At 30.7% G+C, this 24,433-nt stretch carries 22 protein-coding genes; 2 read left to right on the top strand and 20 right to left on the bottom strand.

Annotated features, from left to right (window positions below; genetic code table 11):
- Positions 1-131 precede the first annotated feature (131 nt).
- Entirely contained in the window at positions 132-2,585 is a 2,454-nt protein-coding gene (locus KCTC32516_RS11335) for a DUF5916 domain-containing protein (protein ID WP_301400635.1), read from the bottom strand.
- Between the two features lie 188 nt (positions 2,586-2,773).
- On the opposite strand from KCTC32516_RS11335, the gene sucC reads away from it, so the two are divergent.
- The gene (gene sucC, locus KCTC32516_RS11330) at positions 2,774-3,973 is read left to right on the top strand and encodes an ADP-forming succinate--CoA ligase subunit beta (RefSeq protein WP_301400633.1); all 1,200 of its coding nucleotides are present in this window, start codon (positions 2,774-2,776) and stop codon (positions 3,971-3,973) included.
- A 109-nt stretch (positions 3,974-4,082) separates the two neighbouring features.
- On the opposite strand, the gene KCTC32516_RS11325 is transcribed toward sucC, so the two are convergent.
- From KCTC32516_RS11325 to KCTC32516_RS11235, 19 genes are all read right to left on the bottom strand, one after another.
- Positions 4,083-4,247 carry a hypothetical protein gene (locus tag KCTC32516_RS11325; RefSeq protein ID WP_301400632.1) on the bottom strand — a complete coding sequence of 55 codons (165 nt, stop codon included), beginning with the start codon at positions 4,245-4,247 and terminating at the stop codon, positions 4,083-4,085.
- A 15-nt stretch (positions 4,248-4,262) separates the two neighbouring features.
- Positions 4,263-5,252 (bottom strand): proline iminopeptidase-family hydrolase, encoded by a 990-nt coding sequence (locus KCTC32516_RS11320; RefSeq protein WP_301400630.1) that lies wholly within the window; start codon positions 5,250-5,252, stop codon positions 4,263-4,265.
- A gap of 218 nt (positions 5,253-5,470) precedes the next feature.
- Positions 5,471-5,770 carry a type II toxin-antitoxin system RelE/ParE family toxin gene (locus tag KCTC32516_RS11315; protein ID WP_301400628.1) on the bottom strand — a complete coding sequence of 100 codons (300 nt, stop codon included), beginning with the start codon at positions 5,768-5,770 and terminating at the stop codon, positions 5,471-5,473.
- Complete coding sequence (locus tag KCTC32516_RS11310) at positions 5,763-6,014, bottom strand: type II toxin-antitoxin system ParD family antitoxin (RefSeq protein WP_301400626.1); 252 nt, start codon at positions 6,012-6,014, stop codon at positions 5,763-5,765. Before KCTC32516_RS11310 ends, KCTC32516_RS11315 begins: the two co-directional genes overlap by 8 nt.
- Before the next feature lie 248 nt (positions 6,015-6,262).
- The gene (locus KCTC32516_RS11305) at positions 6,263-6,847 is read right to left on the bottom strand and encodes a hypothetical protein (protein ID WP_301400624.1); all 585 of its coding nucleotides are present in this window, start codon (positions 6,845-6,847) and stop codon (positions 6,263-6,265) included.
- Positions 6,837-7,007: a hypothetical protein gene (locus tag KCTC32516_RS11300; protein ID WP_301400622.1), complete on the bottom strand. Its 171-nt coding sequence runs from the start codon at positions 7,005-7,007 to the stop codon at positions 6,837-6,839. The genes KCTC32516_RS11305 and KCTC32516_RS11300 overlap by 11 nt, the downstream gene beginning before the upstream one ends.
- A 161-nt stretch (positions 7,008-7,168) precedes the next feature.
- Positions 7,169-8,155 (bottom strand): STELLO glycosyltransferase family protein, encoded by a 987-nt coding sequence (locus KCTC32516_RS11295; RefSeq protein WP_301400621.1) that lies wholly within the window; start codon positions 8,153-8,155, stop codon positions 7,169-7,171.
- Positions 8,148-9,155, bottom strand: coding sequence for a hypothetical protein (locus KCTC32516_RS11290; protein WP_301400619.1), 1,008 nt, complete (start codon positions 9,153-9,155; stop codon positions 8,148-8,150). Before KCTC32516_RS11290 ends, KCTC32516_RS11295 begins: the two co-directional genes overlap by 8 nt.
- Before the next feature lie 167 nt (positions 9,156-9,322).
- The gene (locus KCTC32516_RS11285; protein ID WP_301400618.1) at positions 9,323-10,087 is read right to left on the bottom strand and encodes a class I SAM-dependent methyltransferase; all 765 of its coding nucleotides are present in this window, start codon (positions 10,085-10,087) and stop codon (positions 9,323-9,325) included.
- 158 nt (positions 10,088-10,245) lie between these two features.
- Positions 10,246-10,785, bottom strand: a complete 540-nt coding sequence (locus tag KCTC32516_RS11280) for a hypothetical protein (RefSeq protein ID WP_301400616.1) — start codon at positions 10,783-10,785, stop codon at positions 10,246-10,248.
- Positions 10,786-11,031: 246 nt separating this feature from the next.
- Positions 11,032-12,072, bottom strand: a complete 1,041-nt coding sequence (locus KCTC32516_RS11275) for a TlpA family protein disulfide reductase (protein ID WP_301400614.1) — start codon at positions 12,070-12,072, stop codon at positions 11,032-11,034.
- Positions 12,073-12,329: 257 nt separating this feature from the next.
- Entirely contained in the window at positions 12,330-13,883 is a 1,554-nt protein-coding gene (locus tag KCTC32516_RS11270) for a TlpA family protein disulfide reductase (protein WP_301400612.1), read from the bottom strand.
- A gap of 153 nt (positions 13,884-14,036) precedes the next feature.
- Positions 14,037-15,137, bottom strand: coding sequence for a pyridoxal phosphate-dependent aminotransferase (locus KCTC32516_RS11265; protein WP_301400610.1), 1,101 nt, complete (start codon positions 15,135-15,137; stop codon positions 14,037-14,039).
- A 261-nt stretch (positions 15,138-15,398) separates the two neighbouring features.
- Positions 15,399-16,331 (bottom strand): hypothetical protein, encoded by a 933-nt coding sequence (locus KCTC32516_RS11260; RefSeq protein ID WP_301400608.1) that lies wholly within the window; start codon positions 16,329-16,331, stop codon positions 15,399-15,401.
- 155 nt (positions 16,332-16,486) lie between these two features.
- Positions 16,487-18,475, bottom strand: a complete 1,989-nt coding sequence (gene uvrB, locus KCTC32516_RS11255) for an excinuclease ABC subunit UvrB (RefSeq protein ID WP_301400605.1) — start codon at positions 18,473-18,475, stop codon at positions 16,487-16,489.
- A gap of 128 nt (positions 18,476-18,603) precedes the next feature.
- Positions 18,604-21,495 (bottom strand): T9SS type B sorting domain-containing protein, encoded by a 2,892-nt coding sequence (locus KCTC32516_RS11250; protein WP_301400602.1) that lies wholly within the window; start codon positions 21,493-21,495, stop codon positions 18,604-18,606.
- Positions 21,496-21,537: 42 nt separating this feature from the next.
- On the bottom strand, positions 21,538-22,383 hold the full coding sequence (locus KCTC32516_RS11245; protein ID WP_301400600.1) for an ABC transporter permease: 846 nt from the start codon (positions 22,381-22,383) through the stop codon (positions 21,538-21,540).
- Between the two features lie 78 nt (positions 22,384-22,461).
- The gene (locus tag KCTC32516_RS11240) at positions 22,462-23,361 is read right to left on the bottom strand and encodes an ABC transporter ATP-binding protein (RefSeq protein ID WP_301400597.1); all 900 of its coding nucleotides are present in this window, start codon (positions 23,359-23,361) and stop codon (positions 22,462-22,464) included.
- A gap of 95 nt (positions 23,362-23,456) precedes the next feature.
- A complete protein-coding gene (locus tag KCTC32516_RS11235) occupies positions 23,457-23,939 on the bottom strand; it encodes an IS1096 element passenger TnpR family protein (RefSeq protein WP_301400595.1) in 483 nt (160 codons plus the stop codon).
- 72 nt (positions 23,940-24,011) lie between these two features.
- Here KCTC32516_RS11235 and KCTC32516_RS11230 point away from each other — a divergent pair, with 72 nt between their 5' ends.
- Positions 24,012-24,431 carry a PaaI family thioesterase gene (locus KCTC32516_RS11230; RefSeq protein ID WP_301400593.1) on the top strand — a complete coding sequence of 140 codons (420 nt, stop codon included), beginning with the start codon at positions 24,012-24,014 and terminating at the stop codon, positions 24,429-24,431.
- The last annotated feature ends 2 nt before the right edge of the window (positions 24,432-24,433 follow it).

Raw genomic sequence — 24,433 nt, 5'->3', positions numbered from 1 at the left:
AAAGGGAAACCAATACCTGTTCGTTCGGAGTCGATAACTTGCTAAGATATTGATAATCAATAGACCTTTCGACTCCGCTCAAGGGGACAATTAGATGGTTAATAGTTTCGCGGATAAAAGAAAAAATAGGCTTAAAAAATCTTTTTAAGGTTGTTGTAATCGATAAAATAAACAAACTTTATAGAAAAAGTATGCAAGGCAGGTTGATTGAATAATTCGTTGATATTATTGATGAAATTTAACGCAGATTGATCGTTCGAATTAAAGATTGAATTTCTATAAAAAGCGGTTAACTGACTTCCAGGAGCAAATTCCCACAGATAATTCAAATCCAAATTCCAGCTATTGTAATTTACATCATGATTTCCTGTGTACGAATGATTTGTTAATGTTCCGTCTGTATTTAAATTGTAAAACTGACTGTTGTATTTTACGGTTTGCCAATAATGTCTAAACGATAATGATAAAGAAGATTTTGTGCTAAAACTATATTTTCCTGATAAACTATTCTCGTAAGAATCTGAATTTCTTTTCCCGAAAATGATATCAGAATTATCATCATTTGCATAGCCAATTGCATTTTTATCTCTGTTGTATTTAAACTTAAATACAACAGACATTTTGTCGCTAAAACGATATCTTGGACCAAGTTCAAAACCAAATCGTGTTTGATCTGTTCCAAATACTTTTCTAGTGTTTGCTTTTAAATCGAATGCAAACTTTTTTCTAAAATCTGTAGAGATAAATCCGTCGAAATCAATTTCTGGGTTTCTTTCTAAAAAGCGTTGTTCTGTAATTGCTCTTCTAGGTTCATAGAAATCTTTTTGCTTACCAATTTTCCCTTTTGCATTTAGTCCAAAAGAAAAACGTTTGTCTGTGCTTGCAAAAAAACCTACTCTATAGCTATTACCAGTGTAAACCCCAGGTTTGTATAAAAAACTATTGAACAATCTAAAATTTACTTTAAAACTATTGTACCGACCAACTGGTTTTAAAATACGGTAGCTCATCATTGCATATACGGTTTGTTGATTGTTTCTTCTTTGAAAACCTAAATCGTTATAATTAAATTTATCATCTTCCATATTATATCCAACTTCTCCTTGCCAATTACCGGCGGTTTTTGCGATGCTAGAATCAAATCCATATCCAGTTTCTGTAGTGCCGTTTTCTTTAATATTACTCGTTTTTATATATCCATCAGCAAAATAAGTATTTGCTTTATTTGTTAAATGATATAACAAACCAGTTACGTTTGCGTCTCTAAATTTTCCTTCTCTTAACACACTTGTGTTGATAAATGTTACCGAAGAGTTTTGGTTGAATTGTTGATCTAAAACCAATACATTGTAATTGGCAAAAGGTTCCGTTACTTTTTTGTAATATTCGTCTACGGTGGTATTTCCTTGGGTAACTGTTCTTTTAATGGTTGCTTTTGTTTCATCTGTAATAGCATTAAAAAAACCAATTCCTAATCCACCTTTTGTTCTTCCAGAAATTTTTAAAGCGTTTAACATGTTTACTTTATTAGGATTTTCATAAACTTCTTCGTTGGTGGCTAAATTATCATAGGCGTCGTAATAACCAACAGGTCTGTTTCCAATTCTTCTAGAATAAAACAATCTTCCTTTATTAAACAATTCTGTTCCTTCTGTAAAAAATTGTCTTTGTTCGTTAAAACGTTGTTCAAATGGTCCAAGGTTTAGGGTAACATTATCAAAAGCCGTTTGTCCAAAATCTGGAACTAGCGTTAAGTCTAGTGTAAAATTCTCTGTAATTCCGTATTTTAAATCCAATCCTAAGTTGTTGTTGTATTTTGTTTCTCCATCATAATGAGAGACTGAAGTAGAAGCATAAGGATAAAAACTTAAACGAGTTGGTGGATCAATATTTCTAATACCTTTTAAAATCCCATCGTATTGTGTCCACTTTCCAATTTTATTGTCAATATGATTCCAAGAATATTGTGAGTTTAAGTTGATGATTTTTCTTCCAAAATTAATTCCCCAAGTTTGTATTTCTTCATTAGAAAAACGCAAAGCAGCATACGGAATCTTCATTTCTACAGACCAACCATTGTCTAAAATTTTTGTTGCACTTTTCCAAACAGCGCTCCAATTTCTATCTTCTTCTCCATCAGTAACTTTGGCATCTACCTGTGTTCCGGTAATTAAAACTTCAAACTGTGTTGTGTTTACGCCATCGTTACTTGGGTTTAATACTACTGTAAAAAGATCTGCTTGCCCATAATTATCTCTACTTGTAAACTCTTTTGCTATTTTTGAAGGATTAGGATCGTACAACATTGCAGAAATATAAATGGCTTCATCATCATAAAACACTTTTACTTTTGTTCTGTAATCTGGATTTTCTTTTTCGCCATTGTTGGGTTCCATCATTACAAAATCTTTTGCAATTTCTAAACCTTTCCAAGCAGCATCAGTAAGCAAACCATCAATTTTTGGTGCCTTGTTTGTGTTGCGTTTTATGTTTAGTATCTTTTTGGGAATATGACTTTGAGAAAAAAGAAACGTTGTTGTAAAAAGGGAAATTAGAACTAATAGTTTCGAGCTTTTTATCATCATTAGTAATCGTGGTTGGTTTTAAAAGCAAAAATATTTAGCTTATATTGTAATTATCATAAAATCATGTTAATTTCTTCACCAATTTATGATTTTATTAAGACAACTTTTTTCTATGTTATTTTATAAAAATTGCTGCGTTATTCTCATTTGAATTTGTATTTTTGTGGCGTTAAAAAACATTCTTAAAAATGAATTTACACGAATATCAAGGAAAAGAAATCTTAAATAGCTTTGGCGTTAAAATTCAACGCGGTATTGTAGCTAAAAATCATAAAGATGCTGTAGATGCAGCAAAACAATTAACCGTAGAAACGGGCACAAGTTGGTACGTTGTTAAAGCACAAGTTCATGCTGGTGGACGTGGTAAAGGCGGCGGAGTTAAATTGGCAAAAAATTTAGCTGAAGTAGAAAGTATTTCTAATGATATCATTGGAATGATGTTGGTAACACCACAAACTTCTGCAGAAGGTAAAAAAGTAAACCAAGTTTTAATCTGTGAAGATGTTTATTATCCTGGTGATTCTGAGCCAGAAGAATATTATATGTCTGTTTTATTAAACAGAAACACCGGTAAAAATATGATTATGTATTCTACTGAAGGTGGAATGGATATTGAAACTGTGGCAGAAGAAACACCACATTTAATTTTCACAGAAGAGATTGATCCTTTATTAGGAATCATGCCTTTTCAAGCGCGTAAAATAGCGTTCAACTTAGGATTGTCTGGTGTCGCTCTAAAAGAAATGACAAAATTTGTAACTGCTTTATACAAAGCGTACATCGGTTCAGATTCTTCTATGTTTGAAATCAATCCGGTTTTAAAAACATCAGATTCTAAAATTTTAGCAGTTGATGCGAAAGTTACTTTAGATGATAATGCATTGTTTAGACATAAAGATTACGCTTTAATGAGAGATTTACGTGAAGAAAATCCTATTGAAGTTGAAGCAAATGCTGCTGGTTTAAATTATGTAGATTTAGATGGTAATGTTGGATGTATGGTAAACGGAGCTGGTTTGGCAATGGGAACGATGGATTTAATTAAACAAGCTGGTGGAGAACCTGCAAACTTTTTAGATGTTGGAGGAACAGCAGATGCACAACGTGTAGAAACTGCTTTCGGAATTATCTTAAAAGACAAAAACGTAAAAGCAATTTTAGTAAATATTTTTGGTGGAATTGTACGTTGTGATAGAGTAGCGCAAGGAGTTGTAGATGCATACAAAAGTATGGGAGACAAAATTAATGTGCCTATTATTTGTAGATTGCAAGGAACCAATGCTGTTGAAGCAAAACAACTAATTGATAATAGCGGAATGAAAATTATTTCTGCTACAGAATTTCAAGAAGCTGCAGATAAAGTGCAAGAAGTATTACAACAAGCTTAATTGCTTGTAAATATATTTAAGTGTTAAAAACGCCTCACATTTGTGAGGCGTTTTTTTGCTTAAAAACGGATGAACTCAATTCATGTTTTTGATTTATATTGTTGAACTCTTATAAATTAGACATCATGAAAAAATTATTCATCTTACTTTTATAAACCAATAAAGGCGGATTCGTATTGTCTCCAAAATGTGTATTCACATACTGATTTATATATCTGTAGTATTCTATAGTTGAATGCCACGATGTTCCTCCTATCAAACCAAGTACTTTCATTTTTTTATTTAGTTTCTATTTTTTTTGATTCTTCAAAAATTGTTTTAGTGCAGCTATCAGCGCTGGTCGATTATCATTAGAAGTAGAATGTCCAGCTCCTTCAATTATTACCATTGTAGAGTTCGGTACCATTTCACTAAATTTCTTAACCGTCTCTGGACGCGCTTCATCAAATTCTCCAGTAGTAAATAATACAGGAACTGTGATGTCTTTAAGAGTTTGGTGAATGTCGTAATTTCTTAGTGTTCCAGTTGAAGTAAACTCACTTGGACCCCACATAAAGTTGTATATAAATGAATCTCGTGTATATTTTAGAGTATCAGATGGATGCTTTTTATACGCAGTTCTCCTTCCGTGTTTTTTTGCAAAAACCTTGTTGGCATTGGCATACGAATCCGTTTCAAAAATACTGTCAGCTTCTGCAATTCTGATGGCAGATTGAATAGAATCAGGTAATGCAGCTATAAGTATGTCAGCATCATCAGTCCAAATCTTGGTGCTAAAATAAGGGCTGTTAAATATAAGTCCTTTCACACCTTCAGGATATTTATTATAGTATTCAAGAGCCAAAGCTGTACCCCAAGATCCTCCAGATAAATAAAATTCATTTAACTTCAATGTAGTTTTAATAGCACGTACTTGTTCAACAAGCTTATGCACTTTAAGTAACGTAGTATCTTTATGATGGTCAGACCTTCCATTTCCTAATTGATCAAATACGATTACTGGTCGTTCATCAGCAATTTCAGACAAGTTAAAATTACTTGTACCTCCTGGTCCTCCATGAAGATACAGCAAAGGAGTGTTGTCGCCTTCTCCAGTTATAGCGTACCAAATTTTTCCACCTTCTACTTGTACATAGCCGTTTTTAGCCTTCAAATATGGATTTGTTGGTTTCTCTAAAGGAGCACAACTAGCAATAAGGAGAGTTAAAATGCCAATAAAAATAAAGGAATTCTTTACTAAGGGAGATTTAAAGTATTTTTCAGTTTTATTTTTTTTCATAAGGCCGTATTGTGTTTTTCGAAAGAATTGTATCATTGTTTATCGGTTTCAGATAATGAAGCACAACTATCTCGGCTATGAGTAGTTGTGTGATTAAGGACGTAATTTAGCAAATAAAAACCGAACCTGCCTGCCGGTAGGCAGGTAGAAAATCCGCGAGGATTTTCGTAAGTAAGCGAGAACTAGCCATTAATTATACACGGTGTTCTACGCAGTTTTTATTCAGTTATTCTTTTTTTTAAATCCATTCTCTCGTGTAATATTCTTGTTATTTCAACATAATCTTTGTTTAAAGTTCTGTAGAATATTATATGTCGATTTGTTTTTATTCCCAAAAGTTGCTTTGAAATACCTTCATAATTTTTTCTTATTTCTGGATTTTCAGCTATTTCCTCGCAATATGAAATTATTCCATCGTAATATTTATCAGCTTGTTTTTCTGACCAAACTTCAAATGTGTATTCCCAAATTTTTGATAAATCAGCAACAGCCTTATTCGTTAATTGATAATTAGGCATTTGAGTGTTTTTTCGCCTTTAGTGATTCAAGATGTTTTTTTGGGTCGAAATCGTAAGCAATTCCGCTGTCAATTCCTTCTTGAATTGCATTTTTCAAAGCTATAACTTTACTTTCTTCTTCTTCCAAAAGCCTTAATCCAGCACGAACAACTTCGCTAACATTTTTAAATCGTCCTTCATTAACGCTACTTTGAACGAATTGGTCAAAATAGTTTCCGAGTGATATTGATGTGTTTTTGTTCATTTTAATACTAATTTAATTCAAATATACCAAAAATAGGTATAAATGCAAAATTTTTCTCAAATTGCGTAGAACGTGTTTGTGTATGATTTTTTGCGGTTAAAAGTGCGATCCACTTTCCGCCGTAGCGGAAAGATAATTAATTCGCGTGAATTTCCGAAGGGAAATTCCGCAGCAATTAATTATACACATCTTAAGTTTGTCTTTTACTAAATTTGATTATAAATCAGAAAGAATAAAAGAGTTGTTTTTTAGTTCAGGTCTTCTAAAGCTTTTGAGAAAAATATTTCTGATTCTTTTTCAGGGAAAAGTTTAGCCGATGCTATAATAAAGGCAATAGCCTCATTCTTTGTAGCGGCTTTCAGAGAGGATATATTTGGCTTATCATTAATGAATTTAAATATTTCTTCTTGTTCGTTTTCACGACCTGAAACTATGGTTTCAGGTAGAATATTTATTCCTGCATATTCCGACCAATATCTCCAAAAAAGCTCGGCTATATCAACTCCATTTAGAGGAGCTTTTCTAAGGTAATTGGCAAACCAGCCAGAGACATATACTGCAATATCAAGCCATTGTTCTATATCAGATGAATCATAGGTCTTAACATCTTTCCAAAACCCTTCAGATTGCTTTTCTTTTACCCACTTTTCCTTAAATTTCCAAAACCTTGGAGTAATGAAAATGAATACACTTTCTTTAGGGTCGTAGCCAAGGGAATGTTTTTTTCTTTTATTATAATCCTTTTCAGCTTTTCCCTTGGGGTTACTCTCGGTTCCAAATTCATACAAAGAAACTCCTTTAGGTACATAAGGTGTCTTTTCTTCATATACCATCCCAACCACCTGTGAATGCTGTGCTTCCGGAAGGGAAATTTACTTGTGTGCTAAGCGGTGTTGTTGCTCTTACCAGTTTTGAAATTAGATATGGTAAGTCAGTTTTTGATAAAGCTGTACTTGCCCAATTTTCAATATCATCTCTTGTTACTAGTTTCATTAGTTATTTATTAGTCAGCTGGTTTTTTAGGTTGCAAACAACTGGTTATATAAGATTTGTGCGACTGGAAAATCGGAGATTTTTCGGACGTAGCAAATCGCTAGTTGAATGTTTGTCGGTTCATTATTTAGTTTAAATGTGGGCATAAATTTTATGAGGTGTTAGCACAAGTTTTTAAGGTCGCCAAGCCAAGCCTCTAGTGTGATTAATTCATTTTTAGTTACGATTGATTTATTCAATAATGCTTTGTAAGCCAATAGAAGATTATCGGAAATATTATTTTCTGCAGATATAACATTACTCACAATTTCTATTATCTCATCACAATTCTCATACATTGGGATTTCAGAAATGAAGTCTTTCTTATAGTCATGTGGATTTCTTTTTTGTATTACAGTTGCATTTGTAAAGCCAAGTTGATAGCCATATAACCACATTATAGGTTGGGCAATAAGTCCGCGTAAAATGTCTGTAAATCTAAACGTGACGTATGTAGGCAAATATAATAAAGGGAATAATTCTTTTATAATAATTGTATTTTGAGTATTAAAAGGACACATTGTTCCTTTAGAAAGTACAATAGGTCTTCTATCATTAAAATAGCATGGTACATCAAGAGTTAGACGATAAATGGCATCTACGTCAGGGTCTTCATCTGCTAAACCTTGCCAAACTCCAACTTTACATTCTTTCTGTGAAATTAATTCATTGAAATTATAGTTGGTATTTATTAAGTTTAATGGTAAACCTCTTGGCCAAATTTTTTGTTCAGTAAATAATTGATAAATATTAACGAATCCATTGTCTTCAGTTATACAATCAAATTCTTTGTTGAATGAAGGGAAATTCCAATTTCCTTTAGGAATATTATCATCATCAGTGTCAATAATAAAATCTGATTTATTCTTTATAGCTATAAGGTAACCCAACATTTTTCTTGAATAATGATTAAATGGCAATAATTCCACCAATTGAAAGTTTAATTTTAATTGCTCATCAATTGATAGATAAGTTGTGTTTTTACAATCCCATTTTATTGGTGATTTTTTATCACCAATAATAATCAAGTCATAACCTTTTAATTGTGAAAAAGCTTTAACGGCCTCAGTAGGTTCAAAAATACTTGTGATAACAATAGATTTATTCATTTATTTTTTTTAAAATTTCAATTCGAGTTGATGTGTAATGATTCTCAAGATATTCAGAATTTCTTTTTATAGGTGGGTCTAAATTTAATACAATATTTAATTGATTTTTAAAATCAGAATAAGAATTTGTTGAAGGACAAATTGTTTCTAATTTATAATAATCAGTTTCGCTATTTTTAGGATATCTTCCTATAATATGACAACCCGCAGATAATAACTCTAAAAATCTTGGAGTAACAGGATTAAATCCATTTGTTCTTTTTTCTCCTCCATCTATTCCCGGTGTTGAATAGAAAGAGATTCTTGCTAATTTTATTAGATTAATATACTCTTGACGAGTATGAAAATTTCCAATAATACCATTTAAGTTACTCTTATAATATAACTCTCCATTTTGTTCAATTTGATAGAGATATTCAACTTCTGGATGTGATTTTTCATACCTTTTAAGGTAATCCCATAAAACTACATTTGTCCTTCCTGCTAATACAATATCATACTTTTTTTCAATAAATTGATTTGGTAATAATTTATACATTGAAGGTAAACTTATTGGAAAATGAATCAATTTAGTTTTAATATGATTTTCTTCAAGGAAATTCAATACCTCGAGACTTGTGATTAATAGATAAGGACAGTCTGCATACATTTCTTTATAAAACTCAATCTTTGACTTACTAAAAAAATCAACAATTATTGGGATTGTTTTTCTAAAGTTCGAGAATTGTTTATGACCCTTTGGATGCATTTCAAAATAAAACGAATTTTTAGCATTGAGAACTAATATTTCGTTCAAAAATGAATCAAATCGACCTTTAAATAATTTCTTGTTAACTCGTTTCAAATTTTTAACGAGAAAGAAAATATATTTATTTATTCCAGGGCTATTCTTGAGAGGTAGATTTAACGATTTTGAGATCTCATTTTCCCATTCATAAATAATATGCCAACTAGGCCAAGTTTGATAATGTCTATCTGTTATTATTTTCTTAATATTCATAGGTCTTTTATTGTTACAGTTCAGTATTTTTCACAACTGTAAATTGTATGAGTAGTGGCAGATTTCGTGGTGCTTTCCTGTCAAACCGCTACTCAGTTTGAGCGGAATAAAAACCTTGATATTTACCACTTTATCTGCCATTATTTACACAAAATGTTGTGTGTAGTTTATCTTTGGTTATTAACTACCATATTTGATTTTTCATTATTATTTCCCTTGTAAATAAAAATTAAATTGTGGTAGAAATGAATTGAAATTATTTTCTTGTCAAAGTAGGTTTGTTTATAATTAGGAAATATGAACTCTTGGTTATTCAAAGAATCAGTCAAATTTTTAAAATAGTTCATCATTGTTTTAGGATTTTTTAAATCCTTACTATCACCACCAAAATCTTCCCAATAGGAAGTTTGTGTATCTTCAATAATATATACTCCACCATCTTTTAATTTTGGAAATAAGATATTAAAAGATTCAATAACGTGCTCATTAATGTGACTACCATCATCTATAATAATATTTATTTCGCCTATATAATCAGAAACTCCTTCAAGAAAGTCTTTATCTACTTGACTTCCTTTAAATATTTTTATTCTATTTTCTTGAAGGGAAGATTTATCATATATATCTAAACTAAATATTCTACCAAATGGAAAATATTTCTTCCACATTCTTAAGGATTGACCTCCGATCAATGGATTTTTATAACCACCAACGCCTATTTCAAGTAAGTTTATTTTTTTTAATCTGAATTTTTTTAAATGTGTCATGTAATGAGGAGTATAGAAGTGTCCTCCGATTTTATCTGTGCCGTATATTTTACCTAGCTTATTCAAATTGCCACAAAAAAAAACTGCTTTAAAATCATTTACATGATTCCTTAATTTGCGCTTACTTGAATTTGACAAATTTTGTTTTAATAATCTTTTAATCATTTTTCCTTTTTTTTAAATGTGTCTTGTCCTGAAATATGCCAACGTGTTCGTGTATGGGTTGTTGCGGCTGGCTAGCGATAAATTTAATGAAATAAAACTAACATTGAATGATCACCGGATTTTTCCATTGGAAATATACACGGTGTTGTAAATTGTTTTTATTCAAATTTCATTTCAAATAACAAATAATGTTTTATTCCGAATTTCTTTCCCCAATTTTCAATGTCTTTACCACTCGTTCCAACATCACACCAAGATTTTGAACCATCTTTTTTTTCATAGGGTAAAATATAAGCGAGCAAGTAGAATTTTTTATCATAACTAATTTCCATTTTGCTTTCTTCTGCAATATTTCTTAAACTATAGTCATTAGTATCAATTGCGTCATATTCTTTTGTTATTCCAAAACGTGGAAATCGGAAAGTCATTTTTAATTTGTTCTTATGGGTCAATTTGGAAATTACTTTTAAAGTTAACATTGTGTCATTAACTTTTTCAAATTGCTTAATTCCAATAGTTTTACTGTTGAAAACTGTAGTGTCTCGAACTATTTTACCATTCCAAATTTCTTTTACTGTTAGATGATAGCTTTTGTTTTTTAATTCTTTTCCAATAAATTTTAATTTCAAATATTCAATTCCTTCAAACTGTAAAATATCTCTAATTTCAGGATTGTTTGATGAGTAATCGGAAATCATTTTCAGATTGCTATTGTTTTTTTGTCCAAATGATAAGTTTGTTAAAATTAGACATGTTAAAAATAGAATGCTCTTTTTCATTTATTGGGGTTATTTTAAAATTATTTACAACGTGGTTGTGTATGATTTTTTGCGGTTAAAAGCACGATCCACTTTCCGCCGTAGCGGAAAGATAATTAATTCGCGTGAATTTCTGACAGGGAAATTCCGCAGCAATTAATTATACACGGTGTTGGCAGTAGTTTTTTAATTTTTCAATAATTCCTCCATTTTCAAATAGAAATCTTCTTTTATTCCCAAGTAGATTCCTTCAATTTTTCCATTTGGATTTATAATAATTTTTGTTGGAAATCCAGTAACTCCATATTTTTTGACTAAATCGTCTTTCTTTTTATTGTTAAAAATATGTTTCCAAGTTAAATTATTTTCTTTTATTGCCTTAATCCAGTTTGCCTCTTTGTCTCTTGCTGCAATTCCTATAATTTCAATTTTTTTACTATTATTTTTATAGAATTCTTTCATTTTCGGCATTTCCATAATACAAGGTCCACACCAACTTCCCCAAAAATCTAAAACTATAAATTTTCCATTATTTTCTGATAATTTAATTTTTCCGCTTTTATAAGTTTGATATTCAAAATTTGGAGCAGTTGAATTAATTGAAAGATTTTTCCAATTGTCAATTCTTTTTTTAAGGATTATTCCAAAATCAGATTTTTTAACTTTTTCGGAAAGATTATCATAATTTTCTATAATTACTTCTTTCTGTTCATTTGCTAATAAAAATGATGAAAGTTCAATGTTCTGGTTTTTATTAATATAATTAATTGGTGCTTTTCTATTCTTTTTAGAAACTTCTATCTCATTATTTTCAGTTATTCTTATTATAGAATCTTTAGCTCCTTTAGAATAAAGATTTTCTACATCATAAAATAGTTTACTTCCAAGTTCATAATTATTTAAAATACTCTTTCTATAATCTGAATATTGATTGTTTAATAAATTGCCATCAACTTTGTAATCAACTTTATATTCGCTCATTGATCCACTAACATTCACTCTATCTTTTGGATAAATAAAGAATTTAACTAGTTTGGAAGGAATAGGAAATAATTCACCATTTGAGAGTTTTTTCAACATTTCGTTTGGTTGAATTATAACTTCTTTCGGTTCATTTATTAAAGTATCAAGAATAAATTCTCCGTTTTCTAAATTTACAGTTTTATATTTATCTGAAAATTTTTCTCCAAAAGAAGTAAGTCTTACTTTAACTTCTTTTGAATTCATATTATTGATTTTAAAAGAAATTACAGCTTTTTCAGTTTTTTTTGTACAATTCCATAATGACAAACATAATAGAATTAGCAAAAAGTTTATTTTTCTCATTTTCATTTTTTAATTACGCACAACGTGTTCGTGTATGGGTTGTTGCGGCTGGCTAGCACTAAAAATAGTAAATTAAAAACCAATATTGAATAATCACTGGATTTTTCCACCGGAAAAATCCACCAGCAATGATGCATACACGTTGTTGGCAACTGGCTTTATTTTTCCGTCAATAATTTTCTTAATTGTTCTTTTGCTCCTTTTCCTGGTCGATTTGCAAATCCATTTATTAATTCTCCATTTGGATTATAAATTAAATAATGAGGTATTGTTTTAATTCCTAGATCTTCAACAACTTTAGAAACATTTCCGTTTTCTATAAAGTAGTTTTGACTTTTTGTAAGACTATCGATTTTTATTGCTTTTTCCCAATTTTCTTTTCTATCATTTAGAGCCAAATATATAAACTCAATATTTTCATTTTTTAATTCCTTTTTAAGCTTGTTAGATTCTGGCATTGTCTCTCGACAAGGCTTACACCAACTTGCCCAAAAATCAACATAGAGCCATTTTCCTTTGTTGTTTTTTAAAACATTAGAAAAAGTAATTGTATCATTTTTTAAGTCGGTTAAAATCAGCTTGTCAGACTTGCTGAAATCCAATTTGTAGTTTTTCTGCAATTTGTCGAGTTGCTCTCTGTTTGTAGTGTTCTCCTGTAGTTTTTTAAAATATTTTTCTTTGTCTCTGATTCTGAAATTTTTACCAATTCCGTCATAAGCATTGAAAAGTAGATAGTTTTTAGCAACTTGATTAAATCGATTATCTTTTAAAATTGAGTCAAAACGAATTCTTGAGTCTATATAAGCTCCACCTGAACTTCCATTATTTTCTATTATAAATTCTAACTTGTATTCCGAAATATTATTTAAATAATCTCTAAAGAATGAAAATTTCATTAAAGAGTCTGTTTTGGCTAAATCGAAACCAAAAAGTTGCTCAATGGTTTCTTTATCTCTTAAAGATTTGTTTTGTTCCAACCACTTTTTAATATTCTTGAGTTTTTTGTGCTTTTCCATTAACATATTCAAAGCATCTTTTCGATAATTGTAATTTGTCTGCGTAATGCTTTTTGATTTTAATAAAGAATCTAATAATTGTGTTTCTCTAACAAAATCATTTTTTGCCTTATTATAGTAATCAATTGAATTTTGTTCATAATTTTTAAAGTCATCGTTTAGAAAAAGATTTCCAAAAATTAGGTAATGACTTGTGTACTTGTTATCGAATAATTTTTTAAGTCTGTAATTATTATAGTTTAATTCTATGTCATTTACAGCTCTGTTTGTTATTTCTGCATTTGGAATATTATGATTATAGTTAAAAACAACTGTGTCTCCGTTTTTTACTAAAAATGTCTCTTTTATTGAGGTAAAAAAGTTATTTGTAGATAATTCTAAATATTCTGAATAACATTCAATTGCAATAGTGTCACGAACATTCGGTTCGGGCAACCAAGTTTGTTCATTGTTCATATAATTCAAATATGTGAAACCATTATTGTTCCAAAATGTTTTAGGTCCTAAACTATCCTTGAGTTTTTTTCCTATGCTGTCTTGCTTTATGTAATGAGTGTATTTTGCTGGTGCATTTATTGAAATCAAAACAATTTTATTTGGTTTTTCTACTTTGGATTTTACATTATTGTGTTCTTCTTTGCAGGAAAACAGTAATGTTATGAGTAGAAAAAAGTAAATTGTTAGTTCGGATTTCATTTTTTTCAGCTTGTTGCCAACGGGATTTTATAAGATTTGTGCGACTGAGAAATCGGAGATTTTTCGGACGTAGCAAATTGTTTGTTGAATGTTTGTTGTTTCTATTAGTTCAAATTTAAGCATAAATTTTATGAGGTGTTGTGTGCAGTTATTTTATCTTAGGGCATTAATAAACATTTCCATTTCTTGCATTGTTCCGACTGTAATTCGTGACCATTTTCCTTGTTCTTCATAAATTTTAGTTCCAACAATATTATTCTTTTCCAATTGTTCAAAGAAATCTTTTTTATAATTAGAAAGGGAAAAATAAATAAAGTTTGAATGCGAAGGAATACAAGTAATATTTAAGTGTTCAAGTTGTTCAATTGTATATTTTTTAACTTTTTCATTTAATGAATAAACTTCCTTTTTAAAATTTTCATCTTTTAATGAAGCTAAAGCACCTGCTGTTGACACGACACTAACACTTCCGTTTGGCCAAGATTGTAATTGGCTAAGCTCATAAATAGTGGATTCATTTGCTACTGCATAACCTATGCGTCCACCTGCTAATCCATACATTTTTGAAAAAGTTTTAGCAACAATTAAATTTTTATTTTCAATTACAAGATTACTTAACGATTGTTGATTTGTAAAGTCAATGTATGCTTCATCTACTAATACAATCACTTTCTTTGATGCTTCTTGTATAAATGATACAAGTTCATCTCTTTCACAAATTGTTCCTGTCGGATTATTTGGATTACATATATAAATCATTTTAGTATCTGAATCAATGGCTTTTAGCATTGCGGTCAAATTAAGTCTTTTATCTGCTGTAAGTGGAATAGTAATTTTTTTAATTCCTAAAGTTTTTGCTGGAGAAGTCCAATAATCATATGTTGTTTCGGCTAAAATAAAAGTACCTTTTTTTAAAGCAGTAAATTGGAGTGCTAAATCTAAAATTTCAGTTGAACCCGCTCCTAAAAGAATATTTTTTTCTGCAACATTATTTTTTTTAGCTATTAGAGTAATCAATTCAGATGTTTGTGTCCAACCATATCTGTTGCTAATATTTATACTTTCTGTCATAGCAGTTCGTGCTAATGGTGATGGACCGTATGGATTTTCGTTAGACCTTAATAAAATTCGAGTATCATTCGGGTTAGAAACAAAGTAGTTAGGTATTGGATTTGCAAAAGTTTCAATTTGTCCAAGACCTAATCCCACAACTCCTAAACCTACTTGTTTTAACCAATTTCGTCTATTACTCATAATGAATTTGTTTTAATGTTAAGTCTAAATTCTATTTATTACTATAGTTTTCAGTTTACTATCTGTCGTGATAATTTTATAAATGTTACTTTCTTTGAATATTTTATCGAGATTGTCGGTTTGTCGTAATTGCACACAACGTGTTTGTGTAAGTAAAGTTGCGTGGTTGAAGCAGTGAATTTAATAAATAAAACACAAACCAAGAAAATCCGAGAGGATTTTCGTAAGTGAGCTTTTACCAGCAATTTTTTTTACACGGTGTTAGCTACTGCCGTTTATTAATTTTGAACTGAAACTCAAATCTTGTATTTTCACATTATGTTTATTTGATTCTTCGAAATTATCTTCATTAAATAGGTTTAAAGCTATTTTCTCATTTTTATTTTTTCTATTTCCAAAAACTATACTTCTTAATTCAACCATATTATAAATTAAATGACTACATATTCTTGTCATTTTAAAATCTCTTTCAGGGTCAAATAGTTTCGTTTTGACAATAGTTTCTTTTTCTTTGTCATTGTATATTTGATATGAAGCAGAGTTTGATAAGTCAAATTTTAATTCCTCTTTTAAAGTTTCAGCATTTAGGAAATGAATAGAGTTAAATGAAGGGAATACTCTCATAGTATGCTTGTAGGCGTTGTATTCATCTCTTTTGCAAAAATCATTTGCTATTGTTTTTATGATTTTTTTTATTGATGTAATACTTTTTTTAACTGAATTTTGATATTCATCATTAAACTTTTCTTTTGAGAAAGTTCCAATAAAAAACAAATAATGACCAACAGTTACTTTATAATTTAGAAAATCAATTTCTTCATCAAGAAAATTTAATTTTAGACTTCCATTCGCTATATATTCAATTTTTTTATAATTCTGACTCCATTTAGATTTAACTAAAGCTCTTAAAATATTCTTGTTGTCAGGAACTTTTCCATTTTTAGGTAAAAACGCAAATAAAAATTCAAAGAAACTTTCTATTGAATGAAAATAGTTTTGTCTCAAATCTGCTTGAATAATAAATTTTGTATTATTAGTTAATGGTATTTTTATTCCTTCAGATTCAAGTTCTTTTTCTTCTATTACTGAATTTAATTCATTCGTATTTTGCAATAAATTATTCAAATAAATTGCTCGTACTTCGTGATATTCTTTTAAATAAGAATAGTAAAAATTTTTGTAATCAGTTTCCAATTTTGTTCGATTCTAAGGTTGTAGCTAACTGGTTATATAATTATATTTTATAATGTTATTCCGGTCCATTTTCCGGATAACGTTACTTTTTGTGAATGTTATTAAAGTGATGTTAAAGATACTAAAAACTTTTAAAAAGACGTAAATAGTATCTGTTACAAATGCTTTCTCAAGACTTCAATTTCGTCTCTAAATTGAGCTGCTGTTAAGAAGTCTAACGCTTTTGCTGCCAATTCCATGTTTTTACGAGTTTCTCTGATGCGTTTTTCAATTTCTGGCTTTGGCAAGTATTCTAAATCTGCTTCTGCAGCTTTGTTAATTGCATTGTCATAATGAAAAGATGAAACCGCACTTTTTGTCAACGAATTGTCTATTGCTTTGGTAATTTGTGTTGGCGTAATATTATTTGTTGTGTTGTATTCAATTTGTTTTTCTCGTCGTCTGTTGGTTTCGTCTATGGTTTTTTGCATGCTGTTTGTCATTTTATCGGCGTACATAATTGCCAATCCGTTTACATTTCTTGCAGCTCTACCAATAGTTTGTGTCAACGATCTGTGAGAACGTAAAAAACCTTCTTTATCTGCATCTAAAATTGCAACTAAAGAAACTTCTGGTAAATCCAAACCTTCTCTTAAAAGGTTGACGCCAATCAATACATCAAACAAACCTTTACGTAAATCTTGCATAATTTCTACACGTTCTAGTGTGTCCACATCAGAATGAATATAACGACAACGAACTTGAATTCTAGTTAAGTATTTTGCCAATTCTTCTGCCATTCTTTTGGTCAAAGTTGTTACCAAAGTTCGTTCGTCTTTTTCAACTCTAATTTGAATTTCTTCGATCAAATCATCAATCTGATTTAAACTCGGGCGTACTTCAATGACAGGATCTAACAATCCTGTTGGACGAATAATTTGCTCAACAAAAATTCCTTCTGTTTTTTGTAATTCGTAATCTGCTGGTGTTGCACTTACATAAATTACTTGATTTTGAATGGCTTCTAATTCTTCAAATTTCAACGGACGATTGTCCATTGCGGCTGGCAAGCGAAAACCGTGTTCTACCAAATTTTCTTTTCTACTTCTATCTCCGCCGTACATGGCGTGTGTTTGCGGAATGGTAACGTGACTTTCGTCAATAATCATTAAATAATCATCCGGAAAATAATCTAACAAACAGAAAGGTCTTGTTCCTGCTTCTCGTCCGTCTAAATAACGAGAATAATTTTCGATTCCAGAACAATATCCCAATTCTCGAATCATTTCTAAATCGAATTCTGTGCGTTCTTTTAAGCGTTTTGCCTCTAAATGTTTGCCAATTTCTTTAAAATAATCAACTTGCTTTACCATATCTTCTTGAATCATATGGATGGCGTTTTGCAAGATGTCTGGCGAGGTTACAAATAGATTTGCAGGATAAATAGTAAGTTGTTGAAACTTTTCTAAGACTTTATTACTTTCAATTTCAAAGGATTCTATTTCTTCAATTTCATCACCAAAAAAATGAACACGATACCCATTATCTCCATACGATGGATAAATGGTAATGACATCTCCTTTTACTTTAAACGTTCCGCTTTTGATGTCAAATTCGGTTCTAGAATACAAACTTGTTACCAATTGATGCAAGAATTTTGTTCTAGAGATTTGTTGTCCAACTTGAATCGGAATCACGTTCTTTTTAAATTCCACTGGATTTCCAATTCCGTATAAACAAGAAACCGAAGCAACTACCAACACATCTCTTCGTCCTGAAAGTAGGGAAGAAGACGTACTAATTCTAAGTCGTTCTATGTCATCGTTGATAGATAAATCTTTTTCGATATAGGTTCCTGTAACAGGAATGTATGCTTCTGGTTGATAATAATCGTAGTACGAAACAAAATATTCCACAGCATTTTCTGGAAAAAACTGTTTGAATTCAGAATACAATTGTGCTGCTAGCGTTTTGTTATGTGCCAACACCAAGGTTGGTCGATTTACCTTTTCAATAACATTTGCAACCGTAAACGTTTTTCCAGAACCGGTAACTCCTAATAAAGTTTGGTATTTTTCTCCTTCAACAAGACCTTCGGTCAATTGTTTGATGGCTTCTGGTTGATCTCCGGTAGGTTTAAATTTAGAATGTAATTGAAAATCCATAAAGACAAAAATACCAATTAAGAAACGGAATTTAAAAGAAGTTGCACTTATTTTAATTGGAAACTTTTACTGAGATAAAAAAGGATTTGATATTGGTTTTGCTACAAATTCAAATGTTACTTCTAGACTTATTTTCTAAGCAAACTAAAATGTCCAGTTTCCTTTCTAATAGTACCATTTATATCTTCTAAAACGGCATTGAACCAATAATCGTTTGATGGTAATTTATTTCCGTTGTACGTTCCGTCCCAACCGTTTCCATTTTTATCTGTAATTATCGCAACCACTTTTCCGTATCGATTAAAAATTTCTACTCTGGCAGATTTGTAAAAGGCATTGTTGGTTCCTAAAATTTTCCAAGTATCATAAATTCCATCATTATTTGGAGAAAAATGTCGTTGAAAAAAAAGAAAAGATAATTTTTGACTGTTTACAGTTCCACAACCATTTACATCTCGAATATACACAGTATTTAATCCTGGTTTTACATCTTTAAAAGTAAAGGTTAAATTCTCAGTTCCTTTTGTAAAGTCTGCTAAACGGGTACTGTTTAAAGCATATTCGTACTCCCCAATTCCAGAAATAGTAACTGTTAATATATTTGCATCAGGATTGTCTTGGTCGTCAATTAAATCTGTAGAAAGAATCAAAGCTTTGTTAGATTCAAGTACTGTAAATGTATTATAACCAGTACACGAAGTATCATCAGTTGTGTCATTAATATCGTTTTGATATGCTCTGTAAGCTTCTACTTTATAAGTTCCTTGCACATTTGCTTTGTGGATTGCATTGGTTGCACCCGTAATTATATTTCCGTTTAAAAACCATTGATATGTGTCAGTTGGGTTTCCTGTGTTTCCATCTAAATCAATTGTTATTTGCTGCGGATTGTCAATAGGATTATTGACACATAAATACATCGGAGTTGTGTTTCCTTGCGGAATTGGGCGTGTATTTACAAATATTTTAAATTGACCAATTCCAGAACACGCATTAGCACCTTTTGTAGAAATACGCACAAAAACATCAGCGTTGTTTGTAAACAAATCATCTTCATAGGGCGCAACCATTTGATTGGTTTGTAAAGATGCGTCATTTGCAGTTCTGTAATATTCAAAATTATGTGTTGTGCTAGAAAATGCTCCACCAGAATTAGCAATGATATCGGCTGTTTTAATATCAAAATCATAAAAAGCATTTCCAGAACCTGTGCTGTTTCTTGAGCCAGGAACAGCTGCATTCAAATCAATTTCACATACATACAAGTCTGGATACGTATTTAAAGCGGTTGCATTTACTTTTAATTCTAATTCGCCATCATCATAACAACCAGTAGTGTTATTTGTTAATCTTACCACTAACTTATGATTTCCAGTATTTGTAGATACTGTATTTCTGTAACCCACTTTATTGGTAATTGGTGATGTGAAATTAACATCTGTAGTTTCGTAAAAAGTAACAGAAATTCCAGCGGTATTATTTGTCAGTTCTGCTTCTTTAGATTCTAAATTAAAAGAAGTAATCCCGTCTATTGGATTCGAATCAATATCACATTGTTCATACACAGGAATCGCTGTAGTGGTTGGTTTCGGGACAAATAAAATTTCTACAGAACCGTTGTATTTTTTGACTCTTCCACAACCATCATTAATAATCATTTCTAAATTATACGTTCCAGAGCCGTAATTCGTATTGTTAATTGTTATTTTTCTGGTGTCTACATTTACAGTTGGATCTCCAGTTTTTGTCCATGTATATGTTGATCCGGCAACACCGTTTAATTCAGGCTCAAAACTAAAAGAATCTCCAATACAAACTTGATGTGTTCCAGTAGTTAAGTCTATTGTTTTAGTATCACTATCCAATATTTTTACAGGAGAAAAGAACGATTGAATAAACGGAGGCAAGCCTTGAGTTGCTATTCCAGGACCTAAGTCAATTTTGTCTTCTGTGTAAGTAATATTTGAAGCATCATCATCAGGGTTTTCGATCACATCTAAAAATTGTGTTCCGATATTATAATTTACAGAAACGGCGGCGTAAATTTTTCCGTCTGGCCCTAATTGTAATGCACCACGATACCCAATCTGAGAATGAATTAAGTTTTTTGTCGTTTTAATATTAGCTTGAGTTAAATCGAATTGATACACTTTATTGTTTGTGCCATCAAATGTAGAGGCATATAATTTAGAAGAAGATTGAGAAAATTCTACTCCGTAATGCGCTCCATCATTTGCTGCATTTGCTAAAACCGTAGCTGTATTTCCAACTGAACCATTAGAAGTATCAAAATCATATAAAATTAAATTTCCGTTACTAATGTTGTTGTTATAAGTAAAATCTGCAAGGGCAATCTTTTTTCCGTCAGGAGAAACTTTTAAATACCCTCTTCTATCTCTTAATGAATAATTAGTTGTACTGATTACTGGATTTGCAGTATCAACACCATTTCCATCAATTTTATATGCGTAAAATTGATTGTTTACAGTTGATAAAATCCAAATGGTATTACATCCAGCACCTTGAACTGCAGTGACTTTCTCTGACCAACTACCTTTTTTTCCGTCTGATAAATTTACAGGTCCGGAGATAATTTCTCCTAATCCACCATTTTTAGAAATATCAATTGTGTAATAATTAAATCCGTTGCCACCGTATGCTTGTACCGTAAAAATGTAGTAAATAGTTGGATCGGTTGGATTTGGAACAACGAGTGCAGATTGTGTACTTGAAGGATCGCCATATAAATCTGTAGCTAAGGTTCCATTTGTATATTTCATTATTTGATGAGAACTGTCATAAACAGTTGTTCCATCAGAATAAAATAATAATTTTCCGTCTTTATCAGAAATTGTAGAACAACCTTCAAGTGTGCTCAATTTTCCATCTTGTAAAGCAACTGGAGACCCCGAGGTAAAGTCTAACCCAGCATTTTGACCAAAATACCAATAATTTGCTTCTTTTTGTCCGTACGCTGTTAAGGTAAATAGAACTATAAATACACTTAATAATCTTCTCATTTGACGGGTTTTTATCCGAACGTCAAATATACTAGAAAAGTATTATAAATCTCTCTTTTTTAACAAGGCATATGACAGGTATATAAAGATTGCTGTCCAAACAGAAACGATAATAATATCTGTAAACTGTACTGAAAAATCTTTGGTTATTTGTTCTCCAATTTGGTTTGCAACAGATTTTACTGCTCCAAGTCTTGTAAATGGCTCTTTAATCAAATTAGACATTGCTTCTAGTGGCAAGAATTGCATCACACTATTTACATGTTCTGAAGTGTTTTCTTCGCCTCTAAAAGAGTAGAATAAATATCCTTTAAACATGCTTTCAACAATCAGCCAAACTATCATTGCGCCAACAGCAAAAGCAGAACGTTTTACTAAAATTCCTAAGAACAAACCGAAAGAGAAAAATCCAACCAATTTGATAAAAAAGGCTAACAAATATTCTAAATCTGAAAAAATGATGGAAAACTCATTATAATCTGAATAAATAAAACCTAAAATCAAAGAAGTTACAAAGACAAAAAGCGTAGAAACTGCAGCAAAAACGAGTACCGTATAAAATTTTGAAAGAATAAATTCTTTTTTACTCAAGCCATCAATCAAATTTTGTTTTAAGGTTTTATTGCTGTATTCGTTTGCCATCATAGACACAATGACCAACAATAAAAAGAATTTAAAAATGGATGCCATGTACGTATTAAAATGCCAGATGTATGGAAAATTAAAAATTCCTTGATCTGCTAAATGGAACTTAACAGGACCAATATCAAATTTAATGGCAGCAATTAATGCGATTGAAGTTAATAAGCCAAAGTAAATAATAGACAGTACTTTACTTGCTCTGTTGTGTTTTAATTTATGAAATTCTATATTTAGTAATCTAAACATGGTGTTTTATATTTTTATGAACTTGTTCTCGCCTCTCGACTCCGCTCGAGATGACATTTCGAACTAACATTCAGTTGATTAATTGTTGTTTGTTAACGATAAGAATTGTTGCTCTAAACTTGGTTTGCGTTTTAGCAAATGCGACAACGTAATTCCTTTGCCAAATAAATAAGCGTTCATTTCTGAAGCAGTCATTTCGTCTTTTAAGGCTGCAATGATAATTTCGTCTTCTTTTTTTACGGTATTTATTGAAGCATGATTTTCTAACAATTCGATAAGTTGTTCTTCATTGCTATCAACTTTAAGTTCAAACAATCCTTTTGAAGCCGTCATTTCATCAACTCTACCAGCATATAATTTGATTCCTTTTCTAATCACAACCACATGACTACATACTTTTTCTACTTCGTCTAATAAGTGAGAAGCCAATAAAATGGTGGTTCCGTTTTTAGCAATATCTTTGATGATTTTTCTAATTTCGTGAATCCCTTGCGGATCTAAACCATTTGTAGGTTCGTCTAAAATTAAAATTTCAGGATTGTTTAACAATGCAGAAGCAATTGCCAAACGCTGTTTCATTCCTAAAGAAAATGTTCTAAACTTACTATCTCTACGTTCGTACAGATTAACAGTTTTTAATTTTTCATCAATATTGTCATACGAAACACCTTTAATTTTACAAATCAATTTTAAATTTTGAGTTGCTGTCATGTATGGGTAAAAGTTTGGTCGCTCAATAATAGCTCCCACTTTTTTCAAGGCTTCGTGTGTAGATAATTTGCCATCAAACCAGCTAAATTCACCCGAAGTTCTGTTTACAACATTTAATATGATTCCTAAAGTGGTAGATTTTCCACTTCCGTTTGGACCTAAAATTCCGTAGACATTTCCTTTTTGAATATCGAAAGAAAGATTGTTTACAGCATGTACAGGACCAAATTTTTTGTCTAAATTTTTAAGAGATAAGATTGTTTCCAAAGAAATTGTTTTAGTCGATTATGGTTATACGACGAACAAGTTACGGAAATGTTACTATTATTTGTAGATTTTTAAAAAGAAGAAAAAAGGATCGTTTAATAATTATCAAAATCGTAATCTTCAAAAGAATCAAATTCGTCATCAGAAAATTCATCGTCCGATTTTTCTGCAACAAATTCTTTTTCTGGAGCTTCATCAGGTATCTCTCCAACAGACATAATAATTTTAGTTCCGTCTATTTCTTTTTTTGAAATTGCAATAACTTCTACATAGAAAGTCCACATGCTAAAGAAATCGTACACATAAATCAACTTATCATAAACATTAGGTAATGTTTCATTTAAGAGACAAGAACTCATAGAGATTTCGTCGCCAAACTCAGACATGTTAAACAACGGAATTTCTTCTCCTTGATTCCATTCGTCATCGGTTCTGTAAAAAGAAGCCATTTCTTGACCATTAAATCCAAAAGATTTTGCAATTAAAAAATGTAATTCTTCTAAGTTAATAGTATTATTAACCGTAATTGTTCTAATTACATCTTTTTTGGTATCTAATATGATGCGTACTTTATACATTGAAATTATCTTGTAGTAACGGCAACAAAAATACAATAAATTATATGTATTTTTACCATTAAATTCATTAGAATGTTAGACAAAGAAGCAATCTTAAATAGATTTAATAAAATGTGTGAAAACACATTAATGGAAACTTTAGCAATTCGTTTTACTGATATTGGTGAGGATTATTTAGTAGCATCAATGCCTGTAAATTCTATAGTACATCAACCTTATGGAATTTTACATGGAGGAGCATCGGTTGCATTGGCAGAAAGTGTTGGTAGCTCGGCTTCGGCTTACTTTGTTGATACAAATAAATACCTTGTTAAAGGGATAGAAATAAGCGCAAATCATTTAAAAAGTGTAAAAGACGGAGTGGTAACCGCGACCGCAAAAATGATACATAAAGGAAGAACTACACATTTATGGGAAATAAGAATTGTGAATGAAAAAAACGAACTTGTATCTCTTTGTAAACTCACAAATATTATTTTGGAGAAGAAATAAGT

The organism is Polaribacter huanghezhanensis (genome assembly GCF_030444335.1).
GTDB lineage: Bacteria > Bacteroidota > Bacteroidia > Flavobacteriales > Flavobacteriaceae > Polaribacter > Polaribacter huanghezhanensis.
The sequence above is the reverse complement of the archived record's forward strand: the minus strand, read 5'-3'. Positions and strand labels throughout refer to the sequence as shown.

What these genes read in the sequence shown, in the direction of transcription:
- KCTC32516_RS11335 (WP_301400635.1), bottom strand. Translation starts at nt 2,585, where the DNA reads ATGATGATAAAAAGCTCGAAACTATTAGTTCTAATTTCCCTTTTTACA.
- sucC (WP_301400633.1), top strand. Translation starts at nt 2,774, where the DNA reads ATGAATTTACACGAATATCAAGGAAAAGAAATCTTAAATAGCTTTGGC.
- KCTC32516_RS11325 (WP_301400632.1), bottom strand. Translation starts at nt 4,247, where the DNA reads ATGAAAGTACTTGGTTTGATAGGAGGAACATCGTGGCATTCAACTATA.
- KCTC32516_RS11320 (WP_301400630.1), bottom strand. Translation starts at nt 5,252, where the DNA reads ATGAAAAAAAATAAAACTGAAAAATACTTTAAATCTCCCTTAGTAAAG.
- KCTC32516_RS11315 (WP_301400628.1), bottom strand. Translation starts at nt 5,770, where the DNA reads ATGCCTAATTATCAATTAACGAATAAGGCTGTTGCTGATTTATCAAAA.
- KCTC32516_RS11310 (WP_301400626.1), bottom strand. Translation starts at nt 6,014, where the DNA reads ATGAACAAAAACACATCAATATCACTCGGAAACTATTTTGACCAATTC.
- KCTC32516_RS11305 (WP_301400624.1), bottom strand. Translation starts at nt 6,847, where the DNA reads ATGGTATATGAAGAAAAGACACCTTATGTACCTAAAGGAGTTTCTTTG.
- KCTC32516_RS11300 (WP_301400622.1), bottom strand. Translation starts at nt 7,007, where the DNA reads ATGAAACTAGTAACAAGAGATGATATTGAAAATTGGGCAAGTACAGCT.
- KCTC32516_RS11295 (WP_301400621.1), bottom strand. Translation starts at nt 8,155, where the DNA reads ATGAATAAATCTATTGTTATCACAAGTATTTTTGAACCTACTGAGGCC.
- KCTC32516_RS11290 (WP_301400619.1), bottom strand. Translation starts at nt 9,155, where the DNA reads ATGAATATTAAGAAAATAATAACAGATAGACATTATCAAACTTGGCCT.
- KCTC32516_RS11285 (WP_301400618.1), bottom strand. Translation starts at nt 10,087, where the DNA reads ATGATTAAAAGATTATTAAAACAAAATTTGTCAAATTCAAGTAAGCGC.
- KCTC32516_RS11280 (WP_301400616.1), bottom strand. Translation starts at nt 10,785, where the DNA reads ATGATTTCCGATTACTCATCAAACAATCCTGAAATTAGAGATATTTTA.
- KCTC32516_RS11275 (WP_301400614.1), bottom strand. Translation starts at nt 12,072, where the DNA reads ATGAATTCAAAAGAAGTTAAAGTAAGACTTACTTCTTTTGGAGAAAAA.
- KCTC32516_RS11270 (WP_301400612.1), bottom strand. Translation starts at nt 13,883, where the DNA reads ATGAAATCCGAACTAACAATTTACTTTTTTCTACTCATAACATTACTG.
- KCTC32516_RS11265 (WP_301400610.1), bottom strand. Translation starts at nt 15,137, where the DNA reads ATGAGTAATAGACGAAATTGGTTAAAACAAGTAGGTTTAGGAGTTGTG.
- uvrB (WP_301400605.1), bottom strand. Translation starts at nt 18,475, where the DNA reads ATGGATTTTCAATTACATTCTAAATTTAAACCTACCGGAGATCAACCA.
- KCTC32516_RS11250 (WP_301400602.1), bottom strand. Translation starts at nt 21,495, where the DNA reads ATGAGAAGATTATTAAGTGTATTTATAGTTCTATTTACCTTAACAGCG.
- KCTC32516_RS11245 (WP_301400600.1), bottom strand. Translation starts at nt 22,383, where the DNA reads ATGTTTAGATTACTAAATATAGAATTTCATAAATTAAAACACAACAGA.
- KCTC32516_RS11235 (WP_301400595.1), bottom strand. Translation starts at nt 23,939, where the DNA reads ATGTATAAAGTACGCATCATATTAGATACCAAAAAAGATGTAATTAGA.
- KCTC32516_RS11230 (WP_301400593.1), top strand. Translation starts at nt 24,012, where the DNA reads ATGTTAGACAAAGAAGCAATCTTAAATAGATTTAATAAAATGTGTGAA.